The organism is Thalassospira indica, from assembly GCF_003403095.1.
Lineage (GTDB): Bacteria > Pseudomonadota > Alphaproteobacteria > Rhodospirillales > Thalassospiraceae > Thalassospira > Thalassospira indica.
In genome coordinates, this window is record NZ_CP031555.1 from 2,494,968 (window position 1) to 2,516,088 (window position 21,121).

25 protein-coding genes and 1 riboswitch are annotated in these 21,121 nt (G+C 53.9%); of the genes, 17 read left to right on the top strand and 8 right to left on the bottom strand.

Annotated elements, in window-relative coordinates; genetic code table 11:
* Positions 1-23: 23 nt before the first annotated feature.
* Complete coding sequence (locus tag DY252_RS11770) at positions 24-836, top strand: hypothetical protein (RefSeq protein ID WP_063089705.1); 813 nt, start codon at positions 24-26, stop codon at positions 834-836.
* Positions 837-906: 70 nt separating this feature from the next.
* On the top strand, positions 907-1,668 hold the full coding sequence (locus tag DY252_RS11775) for an IclR family transcriptional regulator (RefSeq protein ID WP_008890731.1): 762 nt from the start codon (positions 907-909) through the stop codon (positions 1,666-1,668).
* Between the two features lie 52 nt (positions 1,669-1,720).
* On the opposite strand, the gene msrA is transcribed toward DY252_RS11775, so the two are convergent.
* Positions 1,721-2,365, bottom strand: coding sequence for a peptide-methionine (S)-S-oxide reductase MsrA (gene msrA / locus DY252_RS11780; protein WP_064789660.1), 645 nt, complete (start codon positions 2,363-2,365; stop codon positions 1,721-1,723).
* Positions 2,366-2,510: 145 nt separating this feature from the next.
* Here msrA and DY252_RS11785 point away from each other — a divergent pair, with 145 nt between their 5' ends.
* On the top strand, positions 2,511-2,867 hold the full coding sequence (locus tag DY252_RS11785; protein ID WP_082923545.1) for a PGPGW domain-containing protein: 357 nt from the start codon (positions 2,511-2,513) through the stop codon (positions 2,865-2,867).
* On the opposite strand, the gene DY252_RS11790 is transcribed toward DY252_RS11785, so the two are convergent.
* Positions 2,857-3,993 (bottom strand): SPOR domain-containing protein, encoded by a 1,137-nt coding sequence (locus DY252_RS11790; protein ID WP_129542724.1) that lies wholly within the window; start codon positions 3,991-3,993, stop codon positions 2,857-2,859. The two genes, DY252_RS11785 and DY252_RS11790, sit on opposite strands and share 11 nt — an antisense overlap.
* A gap of 52 nt (positions 3,994-4,045) precedes the next feature.
* Between DY252_RS11790 and DY252_RS22355 the strand changes: the two genes are divergently transcribed.
* Positions 4,046-4,315, top strand: coding sequence for a hypothetical protein (locus tag DY252_RS22355; protein WP_156518948.1), 270 nt, complete (start codon positions 4,046-4,048; stop codon positions 4,313-4,315).
* A gap of 91 nt (positions 4,316-4,406) precedes the next feature.
* Here the strand turns inward: DY252_RS22355 and DY252_RS11795 are convergent, their stop codons facing one another.
* Together DY252_RS11795 and DY252_RS11800 are read right to left on the bottom strand one after the other, a co-directional pair.
* Complete coding sequence (locus DY252_RS11795) at positions 4,407-4,790, bottom strand: hypothetical protein (protein ID WP_064789663.1); 384 nt, start codon at positions 4,788-4,790, stop codon at positions 4,407-4,409.
* 109 nt (positions 4,791-4,899) lie between these two features.
* Complete coding sequence (locus tag DY252_RS11800; protein ID WP_063089694.1) at positions 4,900-5,367, bottom strand: tetratricopeptide repeat protein; 468 nt, start codon at positions 5,365-5,367, stop codon at positions 4,900-4,902.
* Positions 5,368-5,500: 133 nt separating this feature from the next.
* On the opposite strand from DY252_RS11800, the gene DY252_RS11805 reads away from it, so the two are divergent.
* Positions 5,501-6,226 carry a DUF4126 domain-containing protein gene (locus tag DY252_RS11805; RefSeq protein WP_064789664.1) on the top strand — a complete coding sequence of 242 codons (726 nt, stop codon included), beginning with the start codon at positions 5,501-5,503 and terminating at the stop codon, positions 6,224-6,226.
* 74 nt (positions 6,227-6,300) lie between these two features.
* On the opposite strand, the gene thrS is transcribed toward DY252_RS11805, so the two are convergent.
* Positions 6,301-8,238 (bottom strand): threonine--tRNA ligase, encoded by a 1,938-nt coding sequence (gene thrS / locus DY252_RS11810; protein WP_008890724.1) that lies wholly within the window; start codon positions 8,236-8,238, stop codon positions 6,301-6,303.
* Between the two features lie 355 nt (positions 8,239-8,593).
* Here thrS and DY252_RS11815 point away from each other — a divergent pair, with 355 nt between their 5' ends.
* Positions 8,594-9,781, top strand: a complete 1,188-nt coding sequence (locus tag DY252_RS11815; protein ID WP_064789665.1) for an MFS transporter — start codon at positions 8,594-8,596, stop codon at positions 9,779-9,781.
* Positions 9,782-9,844: 63 nt separating this feature from the next.
* Here the strand turns inward: DY252_RS11815 and DY252_RS11820 are convergent, their stop codons facing one another.
* Entirely contained in the window at positions 9,845-10,522 is a 678-nt protein-coding gene (locus DY252_RS11820; RefSeq protein ID WP_064789666.1) for a DUF599 domain-containing protein, read from the bottom strand.
* A 184-nt stretch (positions 10,523-10,706) separates the two neighbouring features.
* On the opposite strand from DY252_RS11820, the gene DY252_RS11825 reads away from it, so the two are divergent.
* The 3 genes from DY252_RS11825 to DY252_RS11835 all read left to right on the top strand — a co-directional run bounded on the left by DY252_RS11825 (position 10,707) and on the right by DY252_RS11835 (position 12,423).
* Positions 10,707-11,192 carry a hypothetical protein gene (locus DY252_RS11825; RefSeq protein WP_008890721.1) on the top strand — a complete coding sequence of 162 codons (486 nt, stop codon included), beginning with the start codon at positions 10,707-10,709 and terminating at the stop codon, positions 11,190-11,192.
* An 85-nt stretch (positions 11,193-11,277) separates the two neighbouring features.
* On the top strand, positions 11,278-12,072 hold the full coding sequence (locus tag DY252_RS11830) for a peptidoglycan DD-metalloendopeptidase family protein (RefSeq protein WP_064789667.1): 795 nt from the start codon (positions 11,278-11,280) through the stop codon (positions 12,070-12,072).
* Complete coding sequence (locus DY252_RS11835) at positions 12,073-12,423, top strand: DUF1491 family protein (RefSeq protein WP_064789668.1); 351 nt, start codon at positions 12,073-12,075, stop codon at positions 12,421-12,423.
* Between the two features lie 77 nt (positions 12,424-12,500).
* Here DY252_RS11835 and DY252_RS11840 read toward each other — a convergent pair whose 3' ends face one another.
* A complete protein-coding gene (locus DY252_RS11840) occupies positions 12,501-12,821 on the bottom strand; it encodes a peptidylprolyl isomerase (RefSeq protein WP_063089685.1) in 321 nt (106 codons plus the stop codon).
* 194 nt (positions 12,822-13,015) lie between these two features.
* On the opposite strand from DY252_RS11840, the gene yaaA reads away from it, so the two are divergent.
* Both yaaA and DY252_RS11850 read left to right on the top strand, forming a co-directional pair.
* Positions 13,016-13,792: a peroxide stress protein YaaA gene (gene yaaA / locus DY252_RS11845; protein ID WP_064789669.1), complete on the top strand. Its 777-nt coding sequence runs from the start codon at positions 13,016-13,018 to the stop codon at positions 13,790-13,792.
* Between the two features lie 24 nt (positions 13,793-13,816).
* Positions 13,817-14,881, top strand: a complete 1,065-nt coding sequence (locus tag DY252_RS11850; RefSeq protein ID WP_064789670.1) for a glycosyl transferase family protein — start codon at positions 13,817-13,819, stop codon at positions 14,879-14,881.
* Positions 14,882-14,940: 59 nt separating this feature from the next.
* On the opposite strand, the gene DY252_RS11855 is transcribed toward DY252_RS11850, so the two are convergent.
* Complete coding sequence (locus DY252_RS11855) at positions 14,941-15,483, bottom strand: DUF924 family protein (protein ID WP_064789671.1); 543 nt, start codon at positions 15,481-15,483, stop codon at positions 14,941-14,943.
* Between the two features lie 150 nt (positions 15,484-15,633).
* Positions 15,634-15,830, top strand: a riboswitch (cobalamin riboswitch).
* 170 nt (positions 15,831-16,000) lie between these two features.
* Between DY252_RS11855 and DY252_RS11860 the strand changes: the two genes are divergently transcribed.
* The 6 genes from DY252_RS11860 to DY252_RS11885 are packed head-to-tail and all read left to right on the top strand — an operon-like array spanning position 16,001 to position 21,018.
* On the top strand, positions 16,001-16,798 hold the full coding sequence (locus DY252_RS11860) for a DUF4198 domain-containing protein (RefSeq protein WP_064789672.1): 798 nt from the start codon (positions 16,001-16,003) through the stop codon (positions 16,796-16,798).
* A 16-nt stretch (positions 16,799-16,814) separates the two neighbouring features.
* Complete coding sequence (cbiM, locus tag DY252_RS11865; RefSeq protein ID WP_064789673.1) at positions 16,815-17,492, top strand: cobalt transporter CbiM; 678 nt, start codon at positions 16,815-16,817, stop codon at positions 17,490-17,492.
* The gene (locus DY252_RS11870) at positions 17,485-18,081 is read left to right on the top strand and encodes a hypothetical protein (protein ID WP_064789674.1); all 597 of its coding nucleotides are present in this window, start codon (positions 17,485-17,487) and stop codon (positions 18,079-18,081) included. Before cbiM ends, DY252_RS11870 begins: the two co-directional genes overlap by 8 nt.
* Positions 18,078-18,875: a cobalt ECF transporter T component CbiQ gene (gene cbiQ / locus DY252_RS11875; protein ID WP_064789675.1), complete on the top strand. Its 798-nt coding sequence runs from the start codon at positions 18,078-18,080 to the stop codon at positions 18,873-18,875. The genes DY252_RS11870 and cbiQ overlap by 4 nt, the downstream gene beginning before the upstream one ends.
* A complete protein-coding gene (locus tag DY252_RS11880; RefSeq protein ID WP_064789676.1) occupies positions 18,859-19,566 on the top strand; it encodes an energy-coupling factor ABC transporter ATP-binding protein in 708 nt (235 codons plus the stop codon). Before cbiQ ends, DY252_RS11880 begins: the two co-directional genes overlap by 17 nt.
* Positions 19,567-19,602: 36 nt before the next feature.
* On the top strand, positions 19,603-21,018 hold the full coding sequence (locus DY252_RS11885) for an MFS transporter (protein ID WP_064789677.1): 1,416 nt from the start codon (positions 19,603-19,605) through the stop codon (positions 21,016-21,018).
* Positions 21,019-21,121: the final 103 nt, after the last annotated feature.

Genomic DNA, 21,121 nt, shown 5'->3' on the forward strand with positions numbered 1-21,121 from the left:
TCTGCCTTAAAGGATGAAAGCTGTTGGAACTGATCCTTGCCAAAATTGCCGTGTCAATCGGAACGGTGCTGGGGCTTTCGATGCTTGCAGAAAGAGCAGGGCCACGTGTCGCCGGCGTGCTGTCAGGTTACCCGTTGGGAACAGCCATCCTTTTGTATTTCATCGCAATTGAGCAAGGTGTTGCCTTCGCAAGTGAAAGCGCGGTGTACGCCTTGCCCGGCCTGATTGCGACCTTAACCTTCCTCTATGCCTATTTCATTGTGTCGCGCCAATGCGTGCGCCTGCCTGTCTTTCCACAGATTCTGCTCAGTTCGCTCGGCGCGTTTGTCACTTATCTGTCGGTCTCCTGGTTGTTTCAGCTTGCACCGATGAGCTTGACGCAGGCGGCGGTGATTTTGCTGGTTGCGATCGTTGTCGCACTCATTCTTTTCCGCAAGATCGAGAATGTGCGTATTCTCAATCGGGTTCGCCTGACCAAGCGTGTTGTTTTGCTTCGCGCTTCACTGGCGGCAATCATCGTTCTGGTCATCAGCGGCATGGCGGCGTGGATTGGTCCGCGCTGGGCAGGATTGTTGTCAGGTTTCCCCGTAACACTCTATCCCATGATGCTGATCCTTCATTTCACCTATGGGGCCGAACCGGTGCATACGGTTATTCGAAACTTTCCCAGAGGAATGGGGGCATTATGGGTTTATATCCTTGCCGTGACCCTTGGTTATCCTGTTCTTGGTCTTGGCTTGGGCACGCTGTGTGCCTTTGGTGCTGCTACGGTCTATCTGGTCGGGTACACCACTTTCGTCTGGGTCCGCCAAAAGTCCGTGCAAGCAGCGCAATGATCTCCTAACATTCAGAGAACACGACAATGATGGTCGGTCAAATCGACCGCGCACAGGGAGTAGTCGCTGAATGCAGCAAGTCCAGTCACTGGTACGGGCGTTAAGTATCCTCAACGCGCTTGCCGAAAGCGAAGACGGGATGACCCTGACCGAAATTTCCCATCAGGTGAAATTACCGCCCTCGACAGCACACCGGTTGCTGACCACCATGCAGCACGAACGCTATGTATCGTTCGAGGGGGAGCGCACCCTTTGGTTCGTCGGGGTGCAGGCTTTCAGCGTCGGCAATTCATTTACCAAGAATCGTAACCTCAGCCAGATCGCGCGCCCCTATATGCGCGCACTCATGGAAGACAGCGGTGAAACCGTCAATCTTGCGGTCGCAGATGGTGGGGAGGTCATCTTCCTGTCGCAGGTGGAATGCCGCAAAATGATGCGCGCACTCGTCACACCCGGTCGTCGGGCCTTGATGCACTGCTCGGGCGTTGGCAAGGCTTTGCTTGCCTTTTTGCCGGAAGAAGAACTGCATTCGGTCGTGGCAAAGCATGGGTTGCCCAAAATTACCGAACGAACCCTGATAACCCAGGAAGCTCTTGAAAAGGATCTGGAGCGTTGCCGTCAGCGTGGCTATGCCCTTGATGATGAAGAGCACGCGGTTGGTCTGCGTTGTGTCGCGGGCGTTGTCCGTGATGAAACGGGTTTGCCAATTGCGGCATTATCACTTTCGGGGCCCGCGGCCCGTATTCCAAACGACCATATCGAGCAATTGGGGCTTAAAATACGCCGTGTCTGCGCCGACCTGAGCCGTGAATATGGAGGAAAGCCGGTCTAAAGACCGGCGTTCTTCCACGGACCAAAGTTATCCTGTTACGTCGTATTGCTGTTTACATACCCGGGCAGGAAACGCCGGTGCCGCCAAGCCCGCAATAGCCATCAGGATTCTTGTGAAGGTATTGCTGATGGAAGTCCTCGGCATAAAAGAATTCCGGTGTCTCGGTGACTTCGGTTGTCACGTCGGCTTGACCTGCTTCTTTCAGTGCGGCGTTGTAGTCCTGACGCGACTGAACAGCCGCTTGCTGTTGTTCAGGCGTAAAGGTGTAGATGACAGACCTGTACTGGGTGCCGATGTCATTGCCTTGACGCATGCCCTGAGTCGGGTCGTGGTTTTCCCAAAACAGCTTCAAAAGCGCTGAATAGGACGTTACGGCAGGATCAAAGACGACCAATACCACTTCGGCATGGCCTGTCATGCCACTGCAAACTTCGCGATAGGTCGGGTTTTTGGTGAAGCCACCGGCATAGCCAACAGCAGTGCTGTAAACGCCTTCAGCTTTCCAGAACAGGCGTTCCGCCCCCCAGAAGCATCCCATGCCAAAGACGGCAATTTCCAGATGATCCGGGAAGGGGCCCTTCATCGGATGGCCTGTGACGATATTGGAATCGGCAACCGGCAATGTTTCGTCGCGCCCCGGAAGCGCGGTGTCAGCGGTTGGCATTTTGGGTTTGTCTGATTTCAGCACGGAGAACATGTCTTGATTTCCCGAAGAAGAATTTGCGTTCATGCCTGCAATGTACTCCAGACGCGCACAATAGCAATTCCCGTCTTGATCAAATGTCTTTGAACATTCTTTTGGCGGCGCCACCAATCATGCGGATAATCCGCATCCAAAGTCCATGGAACTGCATGATGGAATGGCTTTGCACAGGTTCAAGCATTTGAAATCGACAGCTTTGATGCTTTTGGGGGCGTTCAGTTTGCTGGTCGGGCTTGTGTTCCTGCCATTGCCGCCACCATTTTTTGGCATGGTGTTTATTGCACTTGGTATTCCATTGCTGGCAGCGGGATCGAAACGAACGCGACGATTTATCCAGCATCTGCGCTGGCGGTATTACCGGCACAACGCCAGGATCGAATATTTTTTGGGAAAGATGCCGGGGTTCGTTCGAAGACACGGTCAGAAAACCCGCCCGGATGGCTTGATGCGATCTGAGAAGATGGCGGCATCCGCCAGGCAGCGGTCTAAGGACTGACGCGTCGAACCAGGCAATCCGTCCCGGCAGATTTCAAGCTGTTGCAAGCCTGCGTTGCCTCGGCAGAGGAAGCATACATTCCGGTTAGCAGGCGGAAGAACAGACCTTTGCCTTCAATCGCGATGCTGACGACTTCATGGTCTGCGGCAGCCAGCATACCATGCGATGCGTTCCGGAACTTCAACCACGCATCTTCCGCACGTCCGCGCGAACGATACGCCGCAAGTTGAACAGCGTAGTAGGGGTTATCACTTTGCGTGGTTTGGCTGATCTTAGTTTCCGGTGGTGCCGAGTTTCCGGTTGATGGCGCCATCGCGTTTTGTGTGGCCACCGGCTCTGTCGAGGTGATCGGAAGTTCGATCATGGGTCCTTCGGGTTTAGGGTCAACAATATCAAGTTCGCCCTGTTCAGTCGGGCGCGCGTTTGAGGTGACCATTGCACCCTTATGTTCTGTTGATGCTGCGTCGCCGGCAATCGTTGGCGCAGCAATTACGCGAACCGGTGCCGCGGATTGCACTGACTGACTGGGCACCGGCGCAGGGGCTGCAACCGGGGCAAGTTTAGAAACTGCCGTTTCGGCTCCACTGGTCGCCGGCCCATTGGTTAGCTCAGCTGCGGGGACGGGCGTAGCTGCAGGCGTCGCATTGGGTGCAGCGGCCTGTCGGTCAACACGCGTCAGTCGCGCCGTGTTTTCGCTGACTTCCATCTCCATCCGAACGACGGGACTGGTAGGCGCTTCGGGTTCTGCCTCTACGACGCCACCGGTTTCATAGAACCGGCGATCACGTTCGACCTGCGGCGGATTGGGCAATTCTGGACCTGGCGCAACGGTGGCGGATGCGACAACGGCATCTATTTCTTTGGATCGCGCATATTCCGGGGATGACGCATCAAGCGTGACAAGGCGCCTCTGGGCAAGGCTGTTGATGCTGCCTGAAAGCCGCACACCTTGGCCGCAATTGAGATCAATCTTGGCATCGGGCGGCGTCGCGGTCAGCCAAACATAAAGCTTGCGCGCACTTTCATAGTTCCCGTCCATGTCATATGAAATCGCCTGAAGGAAGTTATCCTCGGGGCTTCGATCAAGTGAAATCGGTTCGGATGGGGTGGAGCCATCCTTCGCCATACCGGTGCCGGTGGAAGCCGTGTGGCCGAAAAACAACCCACAGGCGGCCCTGTTGAAGCTTGTTTTTTCCGCTGCAGGCAGTTGTTCGTTCGATGGGGAACTCAGTTCTTGCGACGTGTGCGACGAACCGAACCAAAGACCGGAAAAATCAGAGGTGCTGCAAGCAGTCAGGAGCGGCAGGAGAGCTGCGGCAGTTATTCTTCCCCAGTTGCGTCGAAGGGGAGTGTTTGTTGTCGCAAACCTGATTTTCACGCTTCACCTGATCATCGCTGTATTACAGAAAGTTATATCTTTCATCGCCAGCAAAAACAACTCCTGCTAACGCAACGATGATGATCAGCTGTCTTTGGAAATCAGGGACATAGCAAGCAAGCGGTATCGCATTCGGAAGGGTGGCACAGCAGACCGGTAAATCACCGCATGGCCAATGGAATCATGATCCCGATAAGCAGGATCAGCACGGTTACGGCGATGACGATATTTATGATGCCTTTTGTTGCCTTGTTTGCGGTTTCACGCGTCATGCCACGGCTTTGAGACGATCGGCCGGAGGCACCCGTAGCACCGCCCGCGTTCTCGGACGTCAAAATCTTGATGACCTGCTTCTTTTCCTTGCGGGTATCTTGGTCGTACTTGTTTTCAACGATCCGTACTTCAGAATTGCCTTTGCTGCTGATGGCATCCTTGGCAGTCTTCAGGGCAGAACTGTAGTCCGATACCGGCTCGAGCTCCATCAGGTTCCCGGTCTTGCGCAGGCAAACCACAGTATAACTTTTGCTAAGTGCCGCGTCGGTCATCTTTATTCCTGTTTTTTCGTGTACAACTTTGACAGACATATGGCGTGTTAGTGCAAAAATAAGAACCTATCCTAAAGAATAGGTTCTCTTGGCGGTCAAACGGGAGAGATCAGTTCGTAATGCTGCTGGCCAGCGTTTTGTATTCTTCGCAGTCCATGCCACAGAGCTGTTCCAGTCGCGCAAGGTTTTCCTGAGCCATTTCAGGTTTCCCGGTCTGAAGGAAAAGCTCGCCCTGATACTCAAGAGCACCGACATGTTCAGGGTCAATCATCAGGGCGCGTTCATAGTTTTGCGCCGCACTGTCAAAGTCACCCATCTTGCGCTGGCTGTAGGCAAGGTAATTGTAAAGATCGGCATTTTCCGGATCTTCTTCGAGCATGGTTTCAATCTTGTCGATCGCCATGTCGTACATGCCGGTATCAACAAGCTCCGTAACAGCGGAGAGGTCGGTACCTTCCGAACTCCAGCTATCCGAGCTACCCATTGCAAAAGCGTTGCCTGCCAGAAGCGGGGTGGCAAGCATCATCATAACAGCACATGCCTTGATCATTTTTGGGGTTTCACCGTTACGGTCCATCGTCGTACCTTTCTGTGATCTGGTTTGGCATTAATACGTGTGTCGGGACGCGCTGAAAGTGTGATTTATCACAACTGAACGTTTTTCCTGTTCACTTGTTGGTGAGAATTATGGCTTTGAAAGGGCGTAATCTGTGGGGGTAATTGAAACTCTTGCGTTGGGAATGGGCGGGGCCTGGGCCAGTGGTGTAAACCTCTATGGCACAGTGGTTATTCTTGGTCTTCTGAACAATTTCGGGCTGCTTGATTTGCCGCCAGAGCTTCAGCTTCTGGGGAGTTGGTGGGTACTCGCACTCGCCATGTTCCTTTATCTGATCGAATTCGTGGCCGACAAAATTCCGATCGTTGATAGTGTCTGGGATGCCATTCATACCTTCATCAGGATTCCCGCCGGCGCACTCCTTGCCGCAGGCGCCATGAGCGGCCTTGATACCGGCATGGGCGACGGTGTTCAAACTGCGATTGCCTTGCTGGTCGGCGGGACGGTGGCGGCCGGGAGCCACTTTACAAAGGCCGGCAGCCGCGCGGCAATCAATACATCGCCTGAACCGTTTAGTAACAGCATTGCCTCAGTCGCCGAGGATGTCGCCGTCTTTGGCGCACTGTACACGGTCGCTTTCCATCCGGTGGTTTTCTTTGTGTTGTTTGCCCTGTTCGTTCTGCTTCTGGTCTGGCTGGTGCCAAAGATCTGGCGGTTTATCGGGCAGGTGTTTGGCAATGCGCGCCATCCGTCCGTGGCCTACGCCCAAACCCGTGCGCAACAGGCAAGCACTGGTACGGGGCTGCCAAAACTCAATCTGTCCGGGGCAGGCGGATCAGCTTTGCCACCATCGGACAAACCCAAACTTCCGCCTGAATAAGGTCACGTTGCGCCAAAAGAAAAGCCCGCAAGTATTTAACTTGCGGGCTTTATTGGTTGTGTTTCTAACGTCGATCAGAAGTCGGCTTCGATTACGCGGTCGCGGATTTCCGCCGCCATTGCATCACCAAGCTCATCAATGCCAAACGTCTTCTGGTGCTTGAAGCCAATGCGACGGACCGAAGCAGTTTTTTCTTCGGCTTCGCGTTTGCCAAGCGCAAGGATCATCGGAACCTTTGCATGGCTGTGTTCGCGGACCTTGTAGTTGATCTTCTCGTTACGGGTATCGAGCTCAACATTCAGGCCCTTGGCTTCAAGTGCTGCCTTCACTTCATGGGCATAGTCATCGGCATCATTGGTAATTGTGCAAACAACTGCATGAACAGGTGACAGCCACAGCGGCAAACGACCGGCATAGTTTTCGATCAGAATGCCGATGAAGCGTTCAAGTGAACCAAGGATCGCACGGTGCAGCATGACCGGGCGGTGTTTTTCACCGTCTTCACCCATATAGGATGCATCAAGACGTTCCGGCAGAACGAAGTCAGCCTGAAGCGTGCCGCACTGCCAGTCACGACCAATGGCATCACGAAGCACGAACTCAAGCTTCGGTCCATAGAACGCGCCTTCACCCGGATTGACTTCAAGTGCCAGACCCGCTTCTTCAGCTGCTTCGCGGAGCGCCGCTTCGGCCTTGTCCCAAATCTCGTCAGAACCGGCACGCACTTCCGGACGGTCGGAGAACTTCACAAGAATGTCGGTAAAGCCGAAATCCTTGTAGACCGATTTCAGAAGGTCACAGAAAATCTTGGTTTCGGAGACAATCTGATCTTCGGTGCAGAAGATGTGCGCATCGTCCTGAATGAACTGACGAACACGCATGATGCCATGCAGACCACCAGACGGTTCATTGCGGTGACAGCAGCCAAATTCCGCCATACGCAGCGGCAGGTCACGATATGACTTGCTGCCAAGGCGGAAGATCTGCACGTGACACGGGCAGTTCATCGGCTTAAGCGCCAGCACCTTCTCGGGATCATCTTCATCCGGGGTCGTGGTGAACATGTTCTCGCGGAACTTTTCCCAGTGACCGGATTTTTCCCAAAGCACGCGATCAACCAACTGCGGCGTACGAACTTCCTGATACCCGGCCGCATCGAGGCGATCACGGATATAGGTTTCGACCTTGCGATAAAGCTTCAGACCCTTGTCATGCCAGAAGACAGAGCCCTGGGCCTCTTCCTGCATGTGGAAGAGGTCCATTTCACGGCCAAGGCGACGGTGATCGCGCTTTTCTGCTTCTTCAAGCATGTGCAGATACGCATCAAGGTCTTCCTTGCTTTCCCAGCAGGTGCCATAGATACGCTGCAGCATTTCGTTATCCGAATTGCCACGCCAATAGGCACCGGCAACCTTCATCAATTTGAAGGCCTTGCCGATCTTGCCCGTCGACGGTGCATGCGGACCACGGCACAGGTCGATGAAATCGCCCTGGCGATAGCAGGTAATGGTCTCGGTTTCCGGAAGATCACGGATGATCTCGGCTTTGTATTTCTCACCCTTATCAAGAAAGAACTTGATCGCCTCGTCACGGTCCCAGACCTCACGCACGATCGGCTCGTTGCGTTCGATGATCTTGTGCATCTGTTTTTCGATCTTCACAAGATCGTCGGGCGTAAACGGCGTTTCGCGGGCGAAATCGTAATAGAAACCGTTCTCGATCGACGGGCCAATCGTGACCTGCGTATCGGGGTAAAGTTCCTGGACGGCTTCGGCCATGACATGCGCACAATCGTGACGGATCAGCGGCAGAACTTCCGCATGGCCCTTGGTCACGATTTCGATAGTCGCGTCAGTGTCAATCTCGCGCGCAAGGTCGCGCACTTCACCGTTGACGATGATGGCAAAGGATTTCTTTGCCAGCGAAGAACTGATGCTTTTGGCGACATCGAAACCCGATACCGGGCCGTCAAATTCGCGCACGGCACCATCGGGAAGGGTCAGGGCAATCATGGTTGGCTCAACTCTGCTTTATCTGCGGGCATAATTCAGGAATGCACATATAGGACCCGCATGTTTACGCGGGGTAAATGCACAAGAAAAGGAATTTCAGGATGAGGTCAAGTTCGCTCTTTGAAAAAAGCGACTTTCGGGACAGCACGAACCGCCGCAACGCCAATCTGGCGTGCAGTGTTTTCGGCGGTATTCAACTTTTTGTCGGCAAAGCCGTGCATTGATACTATCCCGTAAGGTGAAGACTTAATATAACAGGACAAACTTGTAGAGCAAGACGCAAGCCTTTGCCAAAGGCAGGTTTTGTTCAAAGCATTATTACGGCGCCACCAACGCCATCGAAGGGAGCCCCAAAATGTCGAGCCCGGAAGTTCGCCGGAACATCATGATTTTGAGTCTGTGCGTCGCGTTGTCTGCCAGCGCGATGTCGTTGATTTTCACTGTCGCTGCCGTGATCGGCTTTTCGCTGGCCAGTGACAAATCCCTTTCAACCCTTCCTGTTGCCTTCATGATGATTGCCATGATGGCGATGACGGCCCCGTCGGCGGTTGTCATGGCCAAGATGGGCCGAAAATTCGGGTTCTGGATGGGGGCGACCATTGCCATGATGGGTGCAGTGTCTGGTATGGGCGCTGTCTACTACGCCAATTTCTGGCTGCTTTGTGTGGCATGTGCCTGCATTGGTGCTGGCAATGCCATCGCCATGCAGTACCGCTTTGCCGCCGCAGAAGCCGCGCCGGCGGAATTCCGTGCGCGTGCGATTTCCTACACCATGCTGGGTGGTCTTGCCTCGGCCTTTATCGGGCCGAACCTGGCAAGCTTTGCACGGGACTGGTTTGAGACGATCCCGTTTCTTGGAACCTTCGTTGCCCTGATCGGCTTGCAGTTTTTGCTGGTGATCGCCATTGGTCAGCTGCGCTTGCCCGACATGCGCGGGCACAAGCATCCTGAACCGGCACGCCCGTTATCGACCGTGATGGGGCAACCCGCCGTCATCGTTGCGATCATTGCAGGTGCGCTTGGCTATGCGGTCATGAGCTTTGTCATGACGGCGACACCGCTTGCGATCCTTGATTGCGATTACGCGTTCGGTGATGCCGCCTTTATCATTCAGTGGCATGTAGTGGGCATGTATGCGCCCGGTTTCTTTACCGGTAACCTGATTAAGCGATTTGGTGCGCTTAAGGTTATTCAGGCCGGTGCAATCCTGAACTTTGCCTGTCTTGCGGTTGGTCTTGCCGGACAGGACCTGATCGGCAATTTCTGGGTGTCGCTTGTGTTGCTCGGCGTTGGCTGGAACTTCATGTTTGTCGGTGCGACGACGTTCCTGACCGAAAATTACCGTCCGTCCGAACAGGCACGGGTACAGGCGATCAACGAGTTTTGCGTATTTGGCACCGTTGCGATTGCATCGCTGTCGGCAGGCACGATCTATGCAGGATCGGGATGGGGGACGCTGCTTTACAGTGCCGCTTTGCCGGTTGGTCTGGTGTTGCTGATCGTTGCGACCTTCGCGATCCGCCGCAAGGCACAAGCCGCCTGAAGGCGGAATTTGGCAGATAAAGGAAAGGGCCGCATATGCGGCCCTTTTTCGTTGCTGTGCTGATCAGTGATGACCGCTCAGGATATCGAGTGCGTGCGATCGGAATTCCCGATTATAGAGAACCAGCGTCACCCAGGTCGCACAAACAATGAAAGCAAGCGGATGATAGAACCAGCCCAATGCCGACAGCGCAAAGAAATAGGCGCGAATTCCTCGGTTGAAGTTGTGGGCCGACATCATGCTCATGCGCGACGCCCTTGCAGCCGCGCGGGCGGCATCTGGCGCGTCGGCTTCCGGTGCGGCGCCGATCAGGATGGAGCAATAGTTGGATAACCGAAACGCCCACGTGAATTTGAAGAAGGCATAAATAAAGATCACGATCAGCAACACCACCTTGCATTCCCAGACAGCCGGCGTGGTGACAGCAGCAAAGGGCAGGGCAGAGACAGTTTCAATCGCCTTGTCGGTATAACCCAGGAGCGCCATCAGGCCGATCAGGACCAGAATGGTTGTCGAGGAAAAGAAACTGATGCCGGTGATCAGGTTGCTGGCGATTGATGTATCCACCATGCGGATATTGCGTTTAAGCATCTGTTCCATCCAGCGATGGCGATTGCGTGCCATATGGGCGGAGATGGAGTTCCGGCGCCGCGAACTGGCATCGGCAAAAATTGTGTAACCAACCCACCAGGCAAACGCCCAACAAATTGCGACAACATCAAGAAGCGTGAAGGTGGGCATAGCGGGTTCCATTCAAAGCCGTTCCATCAGATTTATTCTAATCCTATTGATAATGCGCTATCGTTCGCAATATTGTTTGCCACGCAATGTGATGGATGCATAGCAGATGGTCATGTCACCAGTCCGGGTTGAGTTTTTCCACAATCCAGAGTATCAGCAGCGCAAATTTTGATTGGAGAGCGACATGAGCGATCTTGAAAACGATCTTGGCGATGACATCGACTTCGAAGAATTCGAAGCCCATACCGAAAAGCTGCTGGAAGACGGTCGCACCAAAGACGACCTGTTCGAGTTCATCGGTTTCATGAACATCAACGAAGTCGGCACGCACATGATCGCGGCCGAAATGGTGCTTGATGAAGATGCCATCGACCAGATGAGCAAAAACCTGCGGAAACTCGAAATCGATCTTTCACCGCTTGGCGAGCTTACCGGCGGCCTTAAAGGCGGCGAAGACGTCAAACGCGCCCTTGGTGCCCTGTTCCTGGAGCTGGTCGAGCTTTGCGAAATTGATGAAGATGACGAAGACGCGGGCGAGCTTTCCGAAGAAGCACTGCTGCTGTTGAACTTCATCAAACGCTTCAATCCACAGATGCGCCGCCTGACGGTTGCATTGACCGACACCGATGATGACGATGTGTCCTGTGAATATGAAGTGACCAACTGGTAAGCCAAGGCTTGCCGATCAGGCAAAAATTAATGTAGCTAAAGGCAGGGCATCGTTCCCTGCCTTTTTCTGTTTCGGAGCCACCACCGTGACCGCCTTGCGATCGACTGCCGCAACCCAACGTCTTCAATCCTATCAGGACCGCTTTGCAAACGGCGACGAGCCGATGCCAGAAGCCGCAAACCTGCGTGCCTGGATCGATGAGAACCGCGATGTTTTTCACTCGGTCATGGAATGCGACCTCAAAACATGCGCGAAGATCGTCTACGACTTTTCTTCAAACAGCGATGTGGTGATTGGTGGCGAAAGCGATCCGGCGCGCCAGACCGAAATCATGTGGCTGCAACTGGCTGATGCCAATGCCCCGGTCGGGATTGGGCGTTATCGCGAAGACCGCATCTGTTATCAGTCCGAACAGTTCAAAAACGATGGCAAGGCCCGCAGTCAGCACCTTGGCATCGATCTGTTCGCACCGGCATATACGCCGGTATTTGCGCCATTGGATGGTGTTGTACACAGCTTTGCCGATAACAACCTGCATCTGGATTATGGCCCGACCATTATCTTGCAACATGAACCGGCGGAAGGCATCAGGTTCTATACGCTCTATGGTCATCTCAGCCGCGAATCCCTAGACGGGCTTTACAAGGGCAAGGAAATCAACGCCGGTGAACTTCTGTGTCGGTTTGGTGATTTCCCGATCAATGGCGACTGGATCCCGCATCTGCATTTTCAGATCATCTTTGACATGCTGGGGCGCGAAGGGGACTTCTTTGGCGCTGCCAAACCGTCTGAATGGGATATCTGGGAAAGTATCTGCCCAAACCCGAACCTGATCCTGCAAATGCCCGAAAACGTGACCGCGTCACGGAAAGGGGTATAGATGCAACCGCGTCTGAAAGCCGGTTTGTGGGTGCGCGCGCAGATCGCGATTTGCCAGTCGAACCTGATTACGGCGATGGTGGCCCACAAGGGCAACGAAGATGCCGGCGCCGTGCTTGTGAAGCTCAACCGGTTTGACGCAGGGTGCTTTGTCTACTCACGTGTGACGACACTTGATGGGGAGCTGGGCTGGATGCTGGTGGCCGGTGGCCCGGATGGGGGCCGCGAAACCGAGTTTGTCTGCGATGAATATTGGCGGAAACAAATTGGCTATGATCCGGATGTCTGGGTGCTGGAAATCGAAGATCACAAGGGGCAATACGAACTTGATGCCCCGGTTGTGGATTTCTGACAGGCGGTTCTGAAAAAAGAAAAAGGCTGGCAATCAAATGCCAGCCTTTACGTTTTGCATCACGCGCAAGCGATTGCTTATGCGGTGCGCTGCAGCAGGTGGTAACCGAAATCGGTCTCAACCACGTCAGACGTCGAACCAACTTCCATGCTGAACGCAGCGGCATCGAATTCCGGAACCATCATGCCACGGCCAAAGAAGCCAAGGTCGCCGCCCTGCTGGCCGGACGGGCAATCAGAATTGGCTTTTGCCAGTTCTGCGAAATCGGAACCGTTTGCGATCTGGTCTTTAAGCGCGTTGATTTCGGTCAGGGCTTCGTCTTTGGTGCGGGTGGCGGTCGAACGTGCCGAACCGGCATACATCAGAAGAATGTGCGACGCGCGAACTTGTTCACTCATAATGGGTCCTTTCATCCGTCAAAACTTGCAACCGACGGATTTTCTGCAAGATTAGAAGTTTATGGATAACGCTAAGGGTCCAAATCCATGTACAGCCGTATACTCCTGTACATAGGGTTGGACCCTAGACATTGCCCATGCCTTGTGGCTTGTTACGACAAATCGAACCGAGATGAAAGAGAAGAGGCAGATTGATGCTTGCTGTTGTGTCCCCGGCCAAGAAGCTGGATTTCGAAACAGACGTCCCGGAAATGTCTGTTTCTCAACCCGCATTTCTGGACGACACCGAACAACTTGTTGATGTCGCGCGCAAAAAAAGCCGCAGCGATCTGATGAAGCTCATGGGCATCAGCGAAAACCTAGCCGATCTGAACTATCAGCGTTTTCAGCATTTTTCGCGTCCGTTTGATCGCACCAATGCCAAACCGGCGATCTTTGCATTCCGCGGTGATACCTATGTCGGCCTTGATGCCGATACCATGAAGACCGAAGACATCGACTGGGCAGAGAGCCATTTTCGAATGCTTTCGGGCCTTTATGGCCTTCTGAAGCCGCGTGATCTGATGCAGCCTTATCGTTTGGAAATGGGAACGCGCCTTTCCAACCCGCGGGGCAAAGACCTTTACGCGTTCTGGGATGATAAGCTCTCAAAAGAAATCAACCAGATCACCAAAGTTCACAAGGACCGTAGTCTGATCAATCTCGCCTCGAACGAGTATTTCAAATCGATCAAGACCAAGGTCCTTGATGGCCCGGTAATTACGCCTGTGTTCAAGGAAGTGAAGGGCGGTACGGCCAAGGTTGTCGGCTTCTCGGCAAAGCGTGCGCGTGGCATGATGGCACGCTATATGATTGACAATCGGCTCGAAGACCCGCAAGAGCTCAAGAAGTTTAATGTTGATGGCTATCGCTATCAGGATGACCTCTCGACCGAGACAGAGTGGGTCTTCACGCGTATTCACGATCAGTAACACCAACTATTCCGGTGAAACCATATGACCGACGAGCATCTTGAACAGCTCGAGGATGAGAATGTCTTACCAGAGGCGCATCCGTTTTCTGGCTATCTGCGCACGTTTTTCCGTGGGCCGGGCCGTTCGCGCAGTCTGACCCGCGAGGAGGCATTTGATGCGTTCTCTATGATCCTGCGCGACGAGGTCGAACCGATCCAGCTTGGCGCATTCCTTTTGATGCTGCGCTATCGTGCTGAGACGCCCGAAGAACTGGCTGGCATGATCGAAGCTGTGCGCAAGGCCGCGCGCCTTGAACCGGATGAAGACAGCAAAGATGACGCGCTTATGCGTCCTGCGCTGGACTGGCCATCCTATGCGGCCGGTCGGACCCGTGGTCTGCCCTGGTTTGTGCTATCGGCGCTTCTGTTGTCGCAGAATAATGTTCCGGTGCTGATGCATGGCTATAACTCGCATCTGGTCAACGGGATCAGCACAGAAGTTGCCATCAAGGCGCTTAAGCTTCCGATTGCCATGTCTGCAGAAGAAGCGCGTTCTGATATCGCATCAAAGGGCTTTGCATATCTGCCGCTACGTCACATGCATCACAAGCTGCAAGAGCTGATCGGATTACGTCCGCTTCTTGGATTGCGTAGTCCGGTCAATACGTTACTGCGTTTGCTTAATCCGTTGCATGCGCGTGCAGCCTTCCTTGGTGTGTTTCATCCGGCGTTTCTTGATGTCCATCGTGAAACCGGCAAGCTCTTGGAACTTCCACGCATCGGTGTGATCAAGGGCGGTGGCGGCGAAGCCGAAAGAACACCCTATAAGCATGTCGATCTGCGCATGCTTGATAATGGTGAGCTCAATGATGTTCGCTGGCCCGCATTGCTGTCGAAAACCGAGAAAGACGGCGAAGATCAAAGCCCTGTGTCGCTGAAGCACTTCCTGGCTGTCTGGCGTGGCGAGGTGGAAGATATTCCCGCCGAAGCCAAGATCAAGGGTAGTGCTGCCATGGCAGCCTTCCTTGCGGGCAAGGCGGATTACATGGATGAGGCAGAAAGCCTTGTGCAGGGCTGGTGGGATAATCGCGACCGTGATGTTGGCTGATGTTCTGCGCCTAAGTGCGATCAAATAAAAGGGACGGGAAACCGTCCCTTTTTTAATGCTCAGAACGATGATCCGGGCTCTTTGAGAAACGCCACTTCTTCTGGCGTCGATGGACGGCCCAATATTTCATTGCGGTGTGGATAGCGGCCAAACCGGTCAATGATCTTTTTGTGTTTCAGCTCGAACTCGTAATTGTGTTCAAGGCCGGGCTGTGAAAACAGGTCAACCGCCACTTCATGAATGATTTCGGATTCCGAGTGCATATAGGGCATATACAGGAATGCCTGTTCCTGCGGTGTGACCAGTTTGCGATCCAGCCCCAACGAAACAGCTTCCTGTGCCAGCACCAATGCCATTGGATCTGATGCAAAGGACTGTGGCTGATCGCGGTACATATTGCGTGAAAACTGATCAAGAACGATGATCTCGGCAAGTCGTCCATGGGCGGTTTTGCGCCAGTTAAAAAGCTCTCCGGTCGTGGCGGCGGCGTGAAAATCGGCAAAGCGTTCCGTGATATGGCGATCCAGTGCTTCATCCTTGATAAACCACTGTTTTTCTTCGAGTTCCTTGAACCAGAAAACAAGAACCGTTTCAGGTTTCATAATGTTTCCACCCATCTGATTGCAGGCTTTTGCGGCCCGTCGGCAAAATTGCGCGTGATCTTCGCGCCCGGTTTAAGGCGCGTCAAGCCATCCGCAAAAAGATTGTCATGGACCATGGGGCAGGGAGTTGACAGCAATCCGTCCGACGTGGATTATGACATTGTCTTTGGTGTTGATCCGATTGGATCAACTTAAAAGGGAACGTGGTGCGTCATGTATGACAAAGCCACGGCTGCCCCCGCAACTGTAAGCGGTCAGAGCATTGCATATGCCACTGGTGCAAACCGGGAAGGCGCATTGCTTTTCAAACCGTGAGCCAGGAGACCTGCCTTTGACTGCCGGGTGCCGATTGCCCGGTATGAAACTGTTGGACGCCGGGGTGAGCGTCAGGTTGCAGGGGTACAAACGGTCTTTTGAAGATCCGCAATCTTGCTTCCAGCCATCCTATCGTTCTTTGTCCTGACCCTGTGCGTTGGGCCTTTGGCCTGCGTGCATCGTTTGAGAAAGAGACGATTATATGTTGAAGACCCTTGGCAGGCTTGCGATTGCAAGCGCCTGCGTGCTGTCGGCGACCATGCCGGCCCATGCGCATTTTCAATTGGCCTATACGCCGGACGTAAACGTGACCAAGGCCGGGGATCAGCCGGTGAAGCTGATTTTCTGGCACCCGTTTGAAAACGGTCATGTCATGGATATGGCCGAGCCGCTTGAATTTTATGCGGTTAACCGCGGTGAGAAAATTGATCTGAAATCAACGCTTTCGCCGATTACTTTCACCGGAATTGCGAACACGGCAGCGGCCTTTGACGCAACTTTGACTCTTCGCCGCAGCGGCGATTACGTCATGGTGGTGGTCCCCGCACCGTATTACGAAGAAAGCGAAGATATCTTCATCCAACAGATCACGAAATCCTATGTGAACCGCAATGAAATTCCGACCGACTGGATGGAACCGCAAGGTCTTAAAACCGAAATCCTGCCGCTTAATCGACCAACCAACATCATTGCCGGTTCGACCTTTACCGGCCGAGTGTTAAGCGAAGGCCAACCGGTAGTCGGTGTTGAAGTCGAAATCGAATACATGGCCGCAGAACCCGATATGGCCAGTAACACACCCAAAGGGCCAACGGCATCGCCAATGCCCGGTGGTGCGGTTGTGGCCATCTCCGATCAAAACGGGTATTTCACTTTTGGTGTCCCCAAGGCAGGTTTTTGGGGATTTGCAGCACTTGGCAGCGGCCCTGACAAAGAATTTCAGGGCAAGGAACTTTCACAGGATGCAGTCCTGTGGGTTCGCGCCTATGATGTGAAATAGGCGAGGGACAAAACAGATGCATATTGTCGATGGTGCGCTGGCACCGGAAGTCTTGATTGGCGGGGGTGTTCTTGCAGTTGCCGGGCTTGGCCTTGGTCTGCGGAAACTGCCAATCGATAAAATTCCCGCAACCGGGGTTTTGTCGGCAACATTCTTTGTTGCCTCGCTCATTCATGTGCCGGTGGGACCATCCAGTGTGCATCTGATCATGAGCGGTCTTGCCGGGCTCGTGCTTGGCTGGACCGCGTTTCCGGCACTTTTTGTCGGTCTCTTGCTTCAGGCGGTTTTCTTTGGCTTTGGCGGTTTGACGGTTCTTGGCGTCAATACGGTCAATATCGCCTTTCCGGCTGTGCTGGCGGGGCTTTTGTTCCGGGGAATGGTGTCGCGCAGCAACCCGGTCACGGCCGCCGTGCTTGGTGGATGTGCTGGTGCGTTTTCCATCGGGCTGACAACGGTGTTTGTCGCGGTTTCGCTTGCGCTCAGTGGTGATGCATTTGTACCGGCGGCCAAGCTGGTCTTCTTTGCCCACATTCCGATCATGGTGGTCGAAGGGCTGGTTTCAGCGGCATCGGTGTATCTGATCGCCAAGGTCAAACCGGCATTGTTGCAGGCCGCCGATCAGACATCCGGTTTTGAGATGCAACCGACAGCAACCTTGCGTGCAAAGCAGGCGGGCGAGGCATCCAATGGCTAGATCACTCAAGCTGGTCGTTGTGGTTGGCATGCTTGTGTTCGGCGCAACACCGGCACAGGCGCACAAGGTTATCGCATCTCTGTTTCCAAGCGGTTCGAACATCGAAGGTGAAATCGGTTTCTCCAACGGTGTCATGGCCGAAAACACGGTTGTTGAGATCTTTGATCTTGATGGCAACAAGATTGACGAAGTTACCACCGACGGTGACGGTTTCTTTGTCTACACGCCAAGCCAACAGATTGATCTGCGTTTTCGTGCCGATCTCGGGGCAGGGCACGTTGCCGAGGCAACCTTTGCCATTGCGGACCTGACGGGTGTTGATGGGACTGTACAAACAGCACCGTCAAAGGCGCGGACTGCATCAGGCGTAGGATCAAACGCTGGGCCTGCAATTACCCGTGAACAGGAAGAAATCATTGCGACCATCGTGCGTGACGAATTGCGTCCGCTCAGGCGCGAGCTTACCGCCTATAAGGAAAAGAATGATCTTCAATCGATTCTGGGCGGCATTGGCTATATATTCGGTGCCTTCGGGATCATTTATTACATCGCTGCGCGACGGCTAAGAGCAAAAGCACCCAACGCATGAGCCACCTTTTCGGACATGACCAACCCCTGAGCATTCAGGCACATGGCGGACAATCACCGTCATTCGTCGGGACGTTCGATCCAAGGGTAAGAGTGGTCGCGGCCTGTGTTTTTGCAATTGTCGTGGTGGCCCTGCATCAGATCGAGTTTGCACTGGGTGCCCTGATATTTGCCGCCATTACCATGAGCCTGACGGACTTGCCGCTGCGCGTAACCCTGAAACGCATGGCAGCGATGGACGGCTTCATTATCGTCATGCTGGTAATGTTGCCATTTACGACCCCCGGAACACCAATGTTCTCGGTGCTTGGGGCAGAGGCCAGCAAGGAAGGCCTGATGCATGCCATCCTTGTAGGCATACGGGCCAATGCGGTTGTGCTTATGATGCTCAGCCTTTTGTCGGGTATGACGCCGGTGACACTTGGTCACACGCTATATCGTTTGAAATGTCCGCCGGTTCTGGTGCATCTGATGATGTTTACGGTGCGCTATATTTCGGTGCTGCATGACGAGTATCATCGTCTTCGCATGGCGATGAAACTTCGCGGGTTTAAGGCACGCAACAATGCCCATACCTACCGTTCTTTTGGCTATTTGTTTGGCATGTTGGTGGTGCGATCGCTTGAACGGGCCGAACGTGTGCTGGAAGCCATGAAATGTCGCGGATTTAGTGGTCATTTCCCGATGATTGATGATCTGGCATTCAAGCGTCGGGACGGTGCATTTGCCGTTTTCTTTCTTGCCCTGATTATTGCCCTTGTCCTGATGGATCGCATGTATGTCGTCGCTTATTGAACTGAATGATATTTCCTATGGCTATCGGGCAGGGCAGAATGTGCTCGATCGTGTCAGTCTGACACTTGATCCGGGTGAACGTCTGTTCCTTGCCGGGCCGAATGGGGCTGGTAAAAGCACGCTTTTGCGTATTCTTGTCGGCCTGATTAAACCGCATGCGGGCGAAATCCGTGCCTTTGGCACCCCGCGGGTGACCGACGCAGAATTTCACGATTTGCGCTGCCGGGTTGGTTTTATCGTGCAGGATCCTGATGACCAGCTGTTTTGCCCAACGGTGATCGAGGATATTGCCTTTGGCCCGCTAAACCTCGGTGCCAGTCGTGAAGAAGCCCTTGCGATCGTGGATGAGGTCCTCGATCAACTGCATCTCAAACACCTGCGTGAACGGATTACCCATGAGCTTTCTGGCGGCGAAAAACGGCTTGTTTCGGTGGCAGCTGTCCTTGCCATGAAGCCTGATGTTTTGCTGCTTGATGAGCCGACAAACGCACTTGATGAAGAAAACCTGCGCCGGCTTGAAGAAATCCTGATAGGGCTGCCACAAGCCATGATCCTTGTGTCGCACGATCCGCATTTCAGACGGAAACTTGCAACGCGGATTATTGAATTGCGCACGGGAAAAGTGCTTCAGTTGCCAGACAAGAAATGCACGGCCAGCGAACGCGCCAACCAGGCCGAGACCGCATCCTGAGGACCATGTCCCTCGGACGAGTATGAAAGGGCGGTGATGACATCAAACCTATCCCCGTTTTCCCAACCTGCCTTTCGCCATCTGTTTTCCGCCCAGATTACGTCCCTGATCGGGACCGGGCTGACGACGGTGGCGCTATCGCTGTTGGCTTATGATCTTGCCGGGGATGATGCCGGTCGGGTGCTTGGCTCCATCCTTGTTTTGAAAATGGTGGCCTACCTGGTGATCGCGCCGGTGGCAGGGGGCATGGCTCATCTGTTGCCGCGCCGGATGTGGCTGGTCGGTTTGGATGTGTTGCGTGCGGCGATTGTGTTGTGTCTGCCCTTTGTTGATCAGGTCTGGCAGATTTTTGTTCTGGTGTTTGTCGTAAACGCAGCTTCGGCCGCCTTTACCCCCGTGTTTCAGGCGATCATCCCGGAAATTCTCCCGGATGAAAAGGCATATACCAAGGGGCTTTCTTACGCGCGGCTGGCCTATGACCTTGAAAACCTTGCCAGCCCGGCCTTGGCCGCGACCCTTTTGATTGTGTGGTCGTTTGACAGTCTGTTTTTGGCCAATAGCCTGGCCTTTGCAATCTCGGCTTTGCTGATCATGACAGCACAGATCCCGCAGGCCGCACCAACGGACCGGACTGGCGGCATTTATGCCAATACGGTGTTTGGCATTGTGGCTTATCTCAAGACGCCGCGTTTGCGCGGGCTTCTGGCTGTATATTTCGCCGTGTCATCGGTTGGGGCAATGATCATCGTCAATACCGTGGTTCTGACCCGCGGCATTCTTGGCGGGACAGAATTGCTGACGACAAGCTTTTTGGCCTGTGCCGGCGCCGGATCAATGTGTGCCGCATTCTTGATCCCACGGCTGATCGAACGTGTCGGTGAACGCCGCCTGATGTTGTCGGGTATTGTCGCCGCAGCGTTGGCGATGTTGCTTGGCGGTGTCTTGATGATTTCAGATTTGGCGTCGGCTTTCGCGTTTGCAATTCTGTGGTTGATTGCTGGCGCCGGGACAACATTTGCCCAAACCCCCGGCGGACGGCTTGTGCAACGGTCTGCCGGGGAAGGGGATCGTTCCGCGTTTTTTGCGGCCAACTTCGCGCTATCGCATGGCGGGTGGTTGTTTGCGTATGGCATCGTTGGCTGGCTGGGAAGTTTGGCGGATCTGTCAGTTGCTTTTCTGGCATCAGGCGGCATGGCAATCGGTTCTGTGCTTGTTGCTGTGATGCTCTGGCCGAAGGAAGACAGGCTTGAAATCAAACACAGTCATCCGGGGTTTTGGCACGAACATCCGCACGATCATAACGACCCGCATCACGTCCATGTTCACGAGCATGCGGCCGAAACAGACAAGCATCGCCATCGGCACTTCCACCCGCCTGTAACCCATAAACATCGCTTTGTGATCGACAGCCACCATACAAAATGGCCGATGGAAAGTGGTGATCGGGTCTAGGGAGTGGGGGCAAAAACAACGAATGTGAGGAAAACTCACTTTTGAGTTCTGTGGGGTGCGTTGTGACATTTCAAAAAGTATGAGGATATGAATTCCGGTGCCC

Coding starts and splice junctions, on each gene's coding strand:
- DY252_RS11820 (WP_064789666.1), bottom strand. CDS start 10,522: ATGCCCACCTTCACGCTTCTTGATGTTGTCGCAATTTGTTGGGCGTTT.
- cbiM (WP_064789673.1), top strand. CDS start 16,815: ATGCATATTGTCGATGGTGCGCTGGCACCGGAAGTCTTGATTGGCGGG.
- cbiQ (WP_064789675.1), top strand. CDS start 18,078: ATGAGCCACCTTTTCGGACATGACCAACCCCTGAGCATTCAGGCACAT.
- DY252_RS11800 (WP_063089694.1), bottom strand. CDS start 5,367: ATGGACCGTAACGGTGAAACCCCAAAAATGATCAAGGCATGTGCTGTT.
- DY252_RS11880 (WP_064789676.1), top strand. CDS start 18,859: ATGTCGTCGCTTATTGAACTGAATGATATTTCCTATGGCTATCGGGCA.
- DY252_RS11885 (WP_064789677.1), top strand. CDS start 19,603: ATGACATCAAACCTATCCCCGTTTTCCCAACCTGCCTTTCGCCATCTG.
- DY252_RS11785 (WP_082923545.1), top strand. CDS start 2,511: ATGGAACTGCATGATGGAATGGCTTTGCACAGGTTCAAGCATTTGAAA.
- DY252_RS11870 (WP_064789674.1), top strand. CDS start 17,485: ATGGCTAGATCACTCAAGCTGGTCGTTGTGGTTGGCATGCTTGTGTTC.
- DY252_RS11860 (WP_064789672.1), top strand. CDS start 16,001: ATGTTGAAGACCCTTGGCAGGCTTGCGATTGCAAGCGCCTGCGTGCTG.
- DY252_RS11835 (WP_064789668.1), top strand. CDS start 12,073: ATGCAACCGCGTCTGAAAGCCGGTTTGTGGGTGCGCGCGCAGATCGCG.
- yaaA (WP_064789669.1), top strand. CDS start 13,016: ATGCTTGCTGTTGTGTCCCCGGCCAAGAAGCTGGATTTCGAAACAGAC.
- DY252_RS11790 (WP_129542724.1), bottom strand. CDS start 3,993: ATGGCGAAGGATGGCTCCACCCCATCCGAACCGATTTCACTTGATCGA.
- DY252_RS11840 (WP_063089685.1), bottom strand. CDS start 12,821: ATGAGTGAACAAGTTCGCGCGTCGCACATTCTTCTGATGTATGCCGGT.
- DY252_RS11855 (WP_064789671.1), bottom strand. CDS start 15,483: ATGAAACCTGAAACGGTTCTTGTTTTCTGGTTCAAGGAACTCGAAGAA.
- DY252_RS11815 (WP_064789665.1), top strand. CDS start 8,594: ATGTCGAGCCCGGAAGTTCGCCGGAACATCATGATTTTGAGTCTGTGC.
- DY252_RS11850 (WP_064789670.1), top strand. CDS start 13,817: ATGACCGACGAGCATCTTGAACAGCTCGAGGATGAGAATGTCTTACCA.
- thrS (WP_008890724.1), bottom strand. CDS start 8,238: ATGATTGCCCTGACCCTTCCCGATGGTGCCGTGCGCGAATTTGACGGC.
- DY252_RS11795 (WP_064789663.1), bottom strand. CDS start 4,790: ATGACCGACGCGGCACTTAGCAAAAGTTATACTGTGGTTTGCCTGCGC.
- DY252_RS11825 (WP_008890721.1), top strand. CDS start 10,707: ATGAGCGATCTTGAAAACGATCTTGGCGATGACATCGACTTCGAAGAA.
- msrA (WP_064789660.1), bottom strand. CDS start 2,365: ATGTTCTCCGTGCTGAAATCAGACAAACCCAAAATGCCAACCGCTGAC.
- DY252_RS11775 (WP_008890731.1), top strand. CDS start 907: ATGCAGCAAGTCCAGTCACTGGTACGGGCGTTAAGTATCCTCAACGCG.